The following is a 9,633-nucleotide window of genomic DNA, read 5'->3' on the forward strand; positions in this document are numbered from 1 at the left end:
AGCAGGGAGTTAGTGATGACTGCTCAGGCTTCATCCCAGCGGACGCCGTCCATGGATGCCACGCCAGACGAAGTGCTGGCCGAGGTTCGCAATCACATCGGTCACCTGACCCTCAACCGCCCCGCCGGTCTCAACGCCATCACCCTCGACATGGTTCGTCAGTTGCAGCAGCAACTCGATGCCTGGGCGACTGACGCCAGCGTGCACGCCGTGGTGCTGCGCGGTGCCGGTGAGAAGGCATTCTGCGCCGGTGGCGATATTCGTTCGCTGTACGACAGCTTCAAAAGCGGCGACACGCTGCACGAAGATTTCTTCGTCGAGGAATACGCCCTCGACCTGACGCTACATCATTACCGCAAACCGGTGCTGGCCTTGATGGACGGTTTCGTCCTCGGCGGCGGCATGGGCCTGGTGCAAGGCGCGGATCTGCGGGTGGTCACCGAAAAGAGCCGGCTGGCGATGCCGGAAGTGGCGATCGGGTATTTCCCCGATGTCGGCGGCAGCTATTTCCTCTCGCGGATTCCCGGTGAACTGGGGATCTATCTGGGCGTCAGTGGCGTGCAGATTCGCGCGGCCGATGCGTTGTACTGCGGGTTGGCGGACTGGTTTGTCGACAGCAGCAAACTGTCGAGCCTCGACGAACAACTCGATCATCTGGAATGGCGCGACACGCCGCTCAAGGATCTGCAGGGCCTGCTGGCGAAAAACGGCGTGCAAACCCTGGCCGATGCGCCGCTGGAGAAACTGCGCCCGGCCATCGACCACTTCTTCGCCCTGCCGGACGTGCCGAGCATTGTCGAGCAACTGCGCGCCGTCACCGTCGCCGACAGCCATGAGTGGGCGACGACCACCGCTGACCTGCTGGAGACCCGCTCGCCACTGGCGATGGCCGTGACCCTGGAAATGCTCCGTCGCGGTCGGCACCTGAGCCTGGAACACTGCTTCGCTCTCGAACTGCATCTGGATCGCCAGTGGTTCGAACGCGGCGACCTGATCGAGGGCGTGCGCGCCCTGCTGATCGACAAAGACAAGACCCCACGCTGGAACCCGCCGACCCTTGCTGCGCTGGACACCGGGCATGTCGCGAGTTTCTTTCACGGTTTTACTGAGAGCGGGAGCTGAGCCATGCACGATCTCGAACTGACTGAAGAACAAGTGATGATCCGCGACATGGCCCGGGACTTCGCCCGTGGCGAAATCGCGCCGCATGCGCAAGCCTGGGAAAAGGCCGGCTGGATCGACGACGCACTGGTGGCGAAGATGGGCGAACTCGGTCTGCTCGGCATGGTGGTGCCCGAGGAATGGGGCGGCACTTACGTCGATTACGTGGCCTATGCGCTGGCGGTGGAAGAAATCTCTGCCGGCGATGGCGCGACCGGCGCGTTCATGAGCATCCACAACTCGGTGGGCTGCGGGCCGGTATTGAATTACGGCAGCGAAGAACAGAAAAAGACCTGGCTGGCGGATCTCGCCAGTGGCCAGACGATTGGCTGCTTCTGCCTCACCGAACCGCAGGCCGGCTCCGAAGCGCACAACCTGCGCACCCGCGCCGAACTGCGCGACGGCCAGTGGGTGATCAACGGCGCCAAACAATTCGTCAGCAATGGCAAACGGGCGAAACTGGCAATCGTGTTTGCGGTGACGGATCCGGATCTGGGCAAGAAAGGCATTTCCGCGTTCCTGGTGCCCACCGATACCCCGGGTTTCATCGTCGATCGCACTGAACACAAGATGGGCATACGCGCCTCCGACACCTGCGCGGTGACCCTGAACAACTGCAGCATTCCCGAGGCCAATCTGCTCGGCGAGCGCGGCAAGGGCCTGGCGATTGCCTTGTCCAACCTCGAAGGCGGCCGCATCGGCATTGCTGCGCAAGCCTTGGGCATCGCCCGGGCCGCGTTTGAGGCGGCGCTGGTGTATTCCCGCGATCGCATCCAGTTCGGCAAGCCGATCAACGAACACCAGAGCATCGCCAACCTGCTGGCCGACATGCACATGCAAATCAACGCGGCGCGCTTGATGATCCTGCACGCGGCGCGCCTGCGCACGGCGGGCAAACCGTGCCTGTCGGAGGCCTCACAGGCCAAACTGTTCGCCTCGGAAATGGCCGAAAAGGTCTGTTCCTCGGCGATTCAGATTCATGGCGGGTATGGGTATCTGGAAGACTATCCGGTCGAGAAGTACTACCGCGATGCGCGGATTACCCAGATCTACGAGGGGTCGAGCGAGATTCAGCGGATGGTGATTGCTCGGGAGCTGAAGAACTATCAGTTGTAACGCCAAAAGCTTCGCGAGCAAGCCCGCTCCCACATGGGATTTGTGTACGACGCAGATCCAATGTGGGAGCGGGCTTGCTCGCGAAGGCGTCAGTCAGCTCAGCGCATTATTTGCCCTCAAACTCCGGCGTCCGCTTGGCGACGAACGCCGCCATGCCTTCCTTCTGATCCTGGGTGGCAAACGCCGCATGGAACACCCGGCGTTCGAAGCGCACGCCTTCAGTCAGGTTGACCTCAAAGGCGCGGTTGACGCTTTCCTTGATCATCATCGCAATCGGCAACGACTTGCTGGCGATCACCGCGGCGACTTTAAGCGCCTCGTCGAGCAGTTCATCGCTCGGCACGATCCGCGCAACGATGCCGCAGCGTTCGGCTTCCACCGCATCGATCATCCGCCCGCTGAGGCACATTTCCATGGCCTTGGCTTTGCCCACGGCGCGGGTCAGGCGCTGGGTGCCGCCCATGCCCGGGAGCACGCCGAGGTTGATTTCCGGCTGACCGAATTTGGCGTTGTCACCGGCCAGGATGAAGTCGCACATCAGCGCCAGTTCGCAGCCGCCACCGAGGGCGAAACCGTTGACCGCAGCAATGATTGGCTTACGGCGGTTGGCCACACGGTCGCTGTCGCTGAACAGGTCATCCATGTAAATCTGCGGGTAGGTCAGCTCGGCCATTTCCTTGATGTCGGCGCCGGCGGCGAAGGCCTTCTTCGAACCGGTGATGACGATGCAACCGATGTTCGCATCCGCTTCCAGACCATCGAGGGCATGGTTCACTTCGCTGACCAGTTGCGCGTTCAGGGCGTTCAGCGCCTGTGGGCGGTTGAGGGTGATCAGGCCGACGCGGCCGTGGTTTTCCAGCAGAATCGTTTCGTAAGTCATGGGCAAGATTCCTTGTCAGAGATTGCGCGAAATAACCATGCGCTGAATGTCGCTGGTGCCTTCGTAGATCTGGCACACGCGCACGTCGCGGTAGATGCGTTCCAGCGGGAAATCGTTGAGATAACCGTAACCGCCCAGCGTCTGCAACGCCATTGAGCAAACCTTCTCGGCCATTTCCGAGGCGAACAGTTTCGCCATCGAAGCCTCGACCAGCGCCGGCTGGCCGCTGTCACGCAGGGCCGCGGCGTAATGCACCATTTGCCGGGCGACGGCGATCTGCGTGGCCATGTCGGCCAGACGGAACGCCACGGCCTGGTGTTCGATGATCGGTTTGCCAAAGGTGTCGCGTTCGCGGGCGTAATCGCGAGCCGCTTCGAACGCAGCGCGGGCCATGCCCACCGCTTGCGAGGCGATGCCGACCCGCCCGCCTTCGAGGTTGGCCAGGGCGATTTTGTAGCCTTCGCCCTCCTCACCCAAGCGGTTGGCGACAGGCACCTTCACGTCTTCAAACAGAATCTGGCAGGTGTCCGAGGCGTGCTGGCCGAGCTTGTCTTCGACCCGGGCGACTTTATAGCCCGGCGAATCGGTGGGCACGATGAACGCCGTGATCCCGCGTTTGCCGGCACTCGGATCGGTCACCGCAAACACGATCACGATCCCGGCGTTCTGCCCGGAAGTGATGAACTGTTTGCAGCCGTTCAGCACGTAGTGCTCACCTTCCAACCGTGCGCGGGTTTTCAGGCTGCTGGCGTCGGAACCGGCCTGCGGTTCGGTCAAGGCGAAGGCGCCGAGCATGGCGCCGCTGGCCAACGGTTTGAGGAAGCGTTCGCGCTGGTCGTCGTTGCCAAACTTGAGAATCGGCACGCAGCCCACCGAGTTGTGCACGCTCATGATGGTCGAGCAGGCGCCGTCGCCGGCGGCGATTTCTTCCAGGGCCATGGCGTACGCCAGGTAGCCGGTGTCACAGCCGCCCCACTGCTCCGGCACAAGCATGCCGAAGAAGCCCAGTTCGGCCATCTCGCCGATGGCTTCCTTGGGGAAACGATGCTCGCGATCCCACTCGGCGGCGAACGGTTTCAGCCGTTCCTCGGCGAACTGCCGGGCCATGTCGCGGATCTGGGTCTGGTCTTCGTTGGGAATCATGGTGAATCCTTAAATTCAAGTCGACCCGCTTTCCCTTGTAGGAGTGAGCCTTCTCGCGATAGCGGTGGGTCATATAAATCAGTGTTGACTGACACGACGCCATCGCGAGCAGGCTCACTCCTACAAAGGGATTGCGTGAATCAATAAACGCATTCCACGGCCATCGCCGTGGCTTCACCGCCGCCGATGCAGATCGCCGCGATCCCGCGTTTCAGGTTTTTCTGGCGCAGGGCCGAGAGCAAGGTCACCAGAATCCGCGCGCCCGAGGCACCGATCGGATGGCCCAGCGCGCAGGCGCCGCCGTGCACGTTGAGCTTGTCGTGGGGAATTTCCAGGTGGGTCATCGCGGCCATCGCCACCACGGCGAACGCTTCGTTGATTTCGAACAGATCGACCTCGTTCAACGCCCAACCGGTCTTCTTCACCAGCTTCTTGATCGCGCCAATCGGTGCCACCGGGAACAGGCCCGGCGTGTCGGCAAACGCCGCGTGACCATGAATCACCGCCAGTGGTTTAAGCCCGAGTTTCTGCGCTTGCGACTGGCGCATCAGCACCAGTGCCGCCGCACCGTCGGAGATCGAGCTGGAGTTGGCCGCCGTCACCGTGCCGCCTTCACGGAACGCCGGTTTCAGCGAGGCGACTTTGTCCAGTTTGGCTTTCGGCGGCTGCTCGTCGTTGCTGATCAGTACCTGCTCCTTGCCGACGGTCACGGTCAGCGGAACGATCTCGGCCTTGAAGCTGCCGTCGTTGATCGCCTGTTGGGCGCGGGTGGTCGAAGCAATGGCAAACGCATCCTGGGCTTCGCGGCTGAAGTCGTTGGTTTCGGCGCAGTCCTCGGCAAAGGTGCCCATCAGACGGCCCTTGTCGTAGGCGTCTTCGAGACCGTCGAGGAACATCGAATCGAGCACCCGGCCATGGCCCATGCGGTAGCCGGCGCGGGCACGATCCAGCAGATACGGGGAGTTGGACATGCTTTCCATGCCGCCGGCGATCACCACATCGGCGCTGCCGGCCAGCAGCATGTCGTGGGCGAGAATGGTGGTTTCCATGCCCGAGCCGCACATCTTGTTGACCGTGGTGCAGCGCGTCGATTTATCCAGCCCGGCACCCAGTGCCGCCTGACGCGCCGGTGCCTGACCGAGGCCGGCCGGCAATACGCAACCGAACAATACTTCGTCGACCGCATCGCTGGCAACTCCGGCGCGTTCAACCGCGGCCTTGATCGCGGCGGCACCGAGTTGCGGCGCGGTGAGGCTTTTCAGTTCGCCCTGAAAACCGCCCATCGGGGTGCGGACGGCGCTGACGATAACAATCGGATCGTTGGCAATAGTCATGACAAATCCTCCTTACTTGGCGGCCATGCGCAAGGCGCCGTCGAGACGGATCACCTCACCGTTGAGCATGCTGTTTTCGATGATATGCCTAACCAGCGCGGCGTACTCGGCAGGTTTGCCAAGACGCGGCGGGAACGGCACGCCAGCGGCCAGCGACTCGCGCACTTCCGGGGTCATGCCGGCCATCATCGGCGTTTCGAAAATGCCCGGGGCGATGGTCATCACGCGGATGCCGAAGCGTGCCAGTTCACGGGCGGCCGGCAGGGTCAGGCTGGCGATCGCGCCTTTGGAGGCGGAATACGCGGCCTGACCGATCTGGCCGTCGAACGCAGCGACCGAGGCGGTGTTGATGATTACCCCGCGCTCGCCATCGGCATTCGCTTCGCTCTCGGCGATGGCCGCCGCGGCCAGACGCAACATGTTGAAGCTGCCGATCAGGTTGACGTTGATCACCTGGGCAAAACTCGACAGCGCATGCGGGCCGTTCTTGCCGAGGATCTTTTCGCCACGGACGATACCGGCGCAGTTGACCAGACCGTTGAGGCTGCCAAAGGCTTTCACCGTCGCCTGCACCGCAGCTTCGGCAGCGGCTTCGTTGCTGATGTCGGCCACCACGCTGTGCGCGCCAAGGCGCTGGGCCTGAGCGGCTACCGCTTCGGCGTTCATGTCCACCAGCATCACTTTGGCGCCGGCACTGACCAGCAATTCAGCGCTGGCCGCGCCCAGGCCGGAGGCGCCGCCGGTGACGATAAAAACCTTGTTCTCGATCTGCATGACTGACTTCCTGATTCAAGCTGAAACGTTATGCGCCGCGGCCTCTTGAGCCTTGGCGATTTCCTGGTTGCGCAAGATAAAGCGCTGCAATTTGCCGCTTGGGGTTTTCGGCAATTCGCTGACAAATTCGATTTCCCGCGGGTACGAATGCGCGGCCAAGCGTTTGCGCACGTGTTGCCGCAACTCTTCGGCCAGCGCCGGTTCGGCGCGGTATTGCGGGTTGAGCACGACGAAGGCCTTGACCAGTTCGGTGCGCTCCGGATCCGGCTTGCCGACCACGGCGGCTTCGACCACCGCCGGGTGTTCGATCAGCGCGCTTTCGACGTCGAATGGGCCGACGCGGTAGCCGGAAGTGGTGATCACGTCATCACTACGGCCGACGAAGCTGATGCTGCCGTCCGGGTTCCACTCCACGGTATCGCCGCTGAGGTAGTAATCGCCGACGAAGGCTTTGGTCGGCACGCCCTCGTAGCCGCCGAACCAGCACATCGGCGACTGGGTGCGGTCGATGGCGAGAATGCCCGGCTGGCCGACGCCGAGTTCGTTGTACTGCTCGTCGAGCACCACGATGCGATGGCCCGGCGAGGCGAAACCGGCGGCGCCGAGGTGGATCGGGTGCTGCAGACCGTGGTGGTTGCACAGAACCATGCCCAGTTCGGTCTGGCCGTAATGGTCGTGAATGACTACGCCGAGATTGTCGGCGAACCAGCGGATCACTTCCGGGTTGAGCGGCTCGCCGGCGCTGCTGACGATGCGCAGCTTGCCCTTGATCGATTTGGCGAACTCGTTGCCGCCGGCAATCAACAGACGATACGCGGTTGGCGAACCGGTGAGGTTGGTGATGGCGTATTTGTTGATCACCCGGCAGGTGCTTTCGAGAGTGAACGGGCCATCGTAAAAAGTGATCGGGTGCCCCATCGACATAGGGCCGGTGACGCCGAAATAGATGCCGTAGGCCCAGCCCGGATCGGCGACGTTCCAGAACGAATCTTCGGGACGCAGATCCACCGCGTCGCGGGTGTAGCTCTGGAACGCGACGATGGCCTTGAGCGGCACCGACAGTGCTTTCGACGGGCCGGTGGTGCCCGAGGTGAACATCAGCAGGAACGGGTCTTCGCCCGACAGTAATACCGGTTCGCAGACGCTGGAATGATTAGGCAGCTCGGCCCAGAAACTGAAATCGCCACGCACGATGCCCTGGCCCTTGGCGCCGCCGACGGTGACGATGGTCGGGCATTCGCTGACTTCAGCGAGTTTCGGCCGGTTGACCGCGTCGGTGACCACCACTTTGGCGCCGGAACTGTTCAGGCGATGTTCGATGGCCTTGGGGCCGAATGCGGTGAACAACGGCTGATACACCGCGCCAATGCGCCAGGTGGCGCACACGGTGATGAGCAACTCGATGTTGCGTGGCAGCAGACCGGCGACCTTGTCGCCCTTCTGCACGCCTTGTTCGAGAAGGAAATTGGCGAAACGCGCGGCTTGGTCTTGCAGCTCGCTGAAGGTGTACGTGGCACTCGCGCCGTCGCGGCCCTCCCAGAACAACGCAATGCGCCCCGGCAAGGCGTGGCGGTCGCAACATTCGACGCAGGCGTTGAGCGCCTCCAGCGTGCCGCTGAGCGCAGCGTCCACGGTGTGCTGATAGTTGAACTGTTCGGTGGCAGACAGGTAATCGCGCATTGCCAGAATCCCTCGGTGTTTTTATTAGGCTGGGAACCGTAAACAACACAGGGATAGTCGCGCTGCGGCGCTGAAGCGGCAATGGTCAAAGCCATCAAAGTGGCTGACTGGTTTGGCCAAGGTTCGAGAGATGCACAGGCTGGACTGACGCCTTCGGGAGCAAGCCCCCTCCCACAGGGAATTGCATTTCACAATGAGGGATCAGCCACAAAAGCAAGGGAGGCTGCAATCAAAGAAGGAATGCATTTCAAATGATGGCCACCTGAGCAATCCAGGCAGGCTGCAAATAACAGGAAAAATGCATTTCAAATGTGGGAGGGGGCTTGCTCCCGAAGAGGCCTGATCAGGCTACAAACAATCCGGATCAGACCGCTTCGTTGAGGATCAGGGTGCGGTAATGCCCAGGGTTCGACCCCGACCACTTGCGAAACGCCTTGTAGAACGAGCTCGCATCGGCAAACCCCAGCCGCGTCGCGATTTCGACGAAGCTGATCGACGGCTCCGCCAGCCAGCTGATCGCCAATTCCTTGCGCACGCTGTCCTTGAGCCCCTGATAGGTCTGCCCCTCCTCGGACAAACGTCGGCGCAGGGTCGAGGCGGACATGCACAGTTGTTGCGCCAGCGCCTCGGTCTCCGGCCACTGTTCGGCGGGTAGCTGCCGCAGGTCCTGTTTGATCCGGCTGGCCAGGCTTTCCGGGTCGCGGTATTTCACCAGAATGTTCGCCGGCGCATGGGCCAGAAAGCGTTTCAGTTCTTCGGCCGTACGCTTGATCGGCAGGTCGAGGCAGTCAGCAGCAAAGATCATCCGCGTGCGCGGACGGTCGAAGCGCAGGTTTTCCGAGAACATCACCCGGTAGTCGTCGCAAAAGTCCGGCTCGGCGCAGCGCAGTTCGATCGCCAGAATCGGAATCCGCCGCCCCGCCAGCCAGCAGGCCACGCCGTGGACGATCATCCAATAGGTGAAATAGGTAAACGCCCGGCGCGGCTCGGGATCGTCTTCGAGCAGGACGATTTCCGCCAGGCTCTGCTGATGCGCCAATTGCGCGGGCATTTTTTCCAGCATCAAGGAGAGGAAATTCAGGCCCATGCCCAGACCGGTGGCCAGCGTCGGTTGCGCCATGGCGCTGCGGCAAAGGAACTCAAGACTGCCGGACTTGAGCTTGCGTGGGTCCATGCCGAAGAACTCGTCATCGCCGCGCCGGGCCAGCAAGCGCCAGAGTCTGGCGTATTGCGAGGCAGGCACCCGACCTTGCTTGCTGTGCAGCAGCGCCGGAGCAATCCCGACCTTGTTCAAGACTTCATCCGTGGCCACGCCCGGGGCACAACTTTGCAGCAGCGCTTCACGCACCAGTTGAACGGCAATGGTGTCCTTTTCCGACATGGAGCGAGGCAGACCTTGTTGTTTTCGAGTGAGTGGCATCTTAACGCAGGATGCGAATTCAGCACGAATCCCCTGTGGGAGGGGGGGTTGCCCCCGGAGAGGGCGGGGGACCAAAAAACCCTCTCTCGTCGCCCCCCCCCTCCGGGGCGGAGCCCCCCCCCCCC

At 62.3% G+C, this 9,633-nt stretch carries 8 protein-coding genes; 2 read left to right on the forward strand and 6 right to left on the reverse strand.

Features of this window, described 5'->3' with window-relative positions; translation table 11 throughout:
• The first annotated feature begins 15 nt into the window (after positions 1-15).
• Both LVD08_RS04990 and LVD08_RS04995 read left to right on the forward strand, forming a co-directional pair.
• On the forward strand, positions 16-1,122 hold the full coding sequence (locus tag LVD08_RS04990) for an enoyl-CoA hydratase/isomerase family protein (RefSeq protein WP_247267612.1): 1,107 nt from the start codon (positions 16-18) through the stop codon (positions 1,120-1,122).
• 3 nt (positions 1,123-1,125) lie between these two features.
• Positions 1,126-2,277, forward strand: coding sequence for an acyl-CoA dehydrogenase family protein (locus LVD08_RS04995; RefSeq protein WP_247267613.1), 1,152 nt, complete (start codon positions 1,126-1,128; stop codon positions 2,275-2,277).
• Positions 2,278-2,383: 106 nt separating this feature from the next.
• On the opposite strand, the gene LVD08_RS05000 is transcribed toward LVD08_RS04995, so the two are convergent.
• From LVD08_RS05000 to LVD08_RS05025, 6 genes are all read right to left on the reverse strand, one after another.
• Positions 2,384-3,157, reverse strand: coding sequence for an enoyl-CoA hydratase (locus tag LVD08_RS05000; protein WP_247267614.1), 774 nt, complete (start codon positions 3,155-3,157; stop codon positions 2,384-2,386).
• A 15-nt stretch (positions 3,158-3,172) separates the two neighbouring features.
• Positions 3,173-4,300, reverse strand: coding sequence for an acyl-CoA dehydrogenase (locus LVD08_RS05005; protein WP_096796065.1), 1,128 nt, complete (start codon positions 4,298-4,300; stop codon positions 3,173-3,175).
• Between the two features lie 140 nt (positions 4,301-4,440).
• The gene (locus LVD08_RS05010) at positions 4,441-5,634 is read right to left on the reverse strand and encodes an acetyl-CoA C-acyltransferase (protein ID WP_096796066.1); all 1,194 of its coding nucleotides are present in this window, start codon (positions 5,632-5,634) and stop codon (positions 4,441-4,443) included.
• A 12-nt stretch (positions 5,635-5,646) separates the two neighbouring features.
• Entirely contained in the window at positions 5,647-6,408 is a 762-nt protein-coding gene (locus LVD08_RS05015; RefSeq protein ID WP_139054020.1) for an SDR family NAD(P)-dependent oxidoreductase, read from the reverse strand.
• Between the two features lie 15 nt (positions 6,409-6,423).
• Positions 6,424-8,088, reverse strand: a complete 1,665-nt coding sequence (locus tag LVD08_RS05020; protein ID WP_247267615.1) for an AMP-binding protein — start codon at positions 8,086-8,088, stop codon at positions 6,424-6,426.
• Between the two features lie 364 nt (positions 8,089-8,452).
• Positions 8,453-9,469, reverse strand: a complete 1,017-nt coding sequence (locus tag LVD08_RS05025) for an AraC family transcriptional regulator (protein WP_247267616.1) — start codon at positions 9,467-9,469, stop codon at positions 8,453-8,455.
• Positions 9,470-9,633 lie beyond the last annotated feature (164 nt).

The organism is Pseudomonas sp. YL2, from assembly GCF_023063025.1.
Taxonomy (GTDB): Bacteria; Pseudomonadota; Gammaproteobacteria; order Pseudomonadales; family Pseudomonadaceae; genus Aquipseudomonas; species Aquipseudomonas putida_A.

Excerpts from the sequence above, each read along its gene's own strand:
- LVD08_RS05015 (WP_139054020.1), bottom strand. The coding sequence starts at position 6,408 with ATGCAGATCGAGAACAAGGTTTTTATCGTCACCGGCGGCGCCTCCGGC.
- LVD08_RS05000 (WP_247267614.1), bottom strand. The coding sequence starts at position 3,157 with ATGACTTACGAAACGATTCTGCTGGAAAACCACGGCCGCGTCGGCCTG.
- LVD08_RS04990 (WP_247267612.1), top strand. The coding sequence starts at position 16 with ATGACTGCTCAGGCTTCATCCCAGCGGACGCCGTCCATGGATGCCACG.
- LVD08_RS05020 (WP_247267615.1), bottom strand. The coding sequence starts at position 8,088 with ATGCGCGATTACCTGTCTGCCACCGAACAGTTCAACTATCAGCACACC.
- LVD08_RS05005 (WP_096796065.1), bottom strand. The coding sequence starts at position 4,300 with ATGATTCCCAACGAAGACCAGACCCAGATCCGCGACATGGCCCGGCAG.
- LVD08_RS05010 (WP_096796066.1), bottom strand. The coding sequence starts at position 5,634 with ATGACTATTGCCAACGATCCGATTGTTATCGTCAGCGCCGTCCGCACC.
- LVD08_RS05025 (WP_247267616.1), bottom strand. The coding sequence starts at position 9,469 with ATGTCGGAAAAGGACACCATTGCCGTTCAACTGGTGCGTGAAGCGCTG.
- LVD08_RS04995 (WP_247267613.1), top strand. The coding sequence starts at position 1,126 with ATGCACGATCTCGAACTGACTGAAGAACAAGTGATGATCCGCGACATG.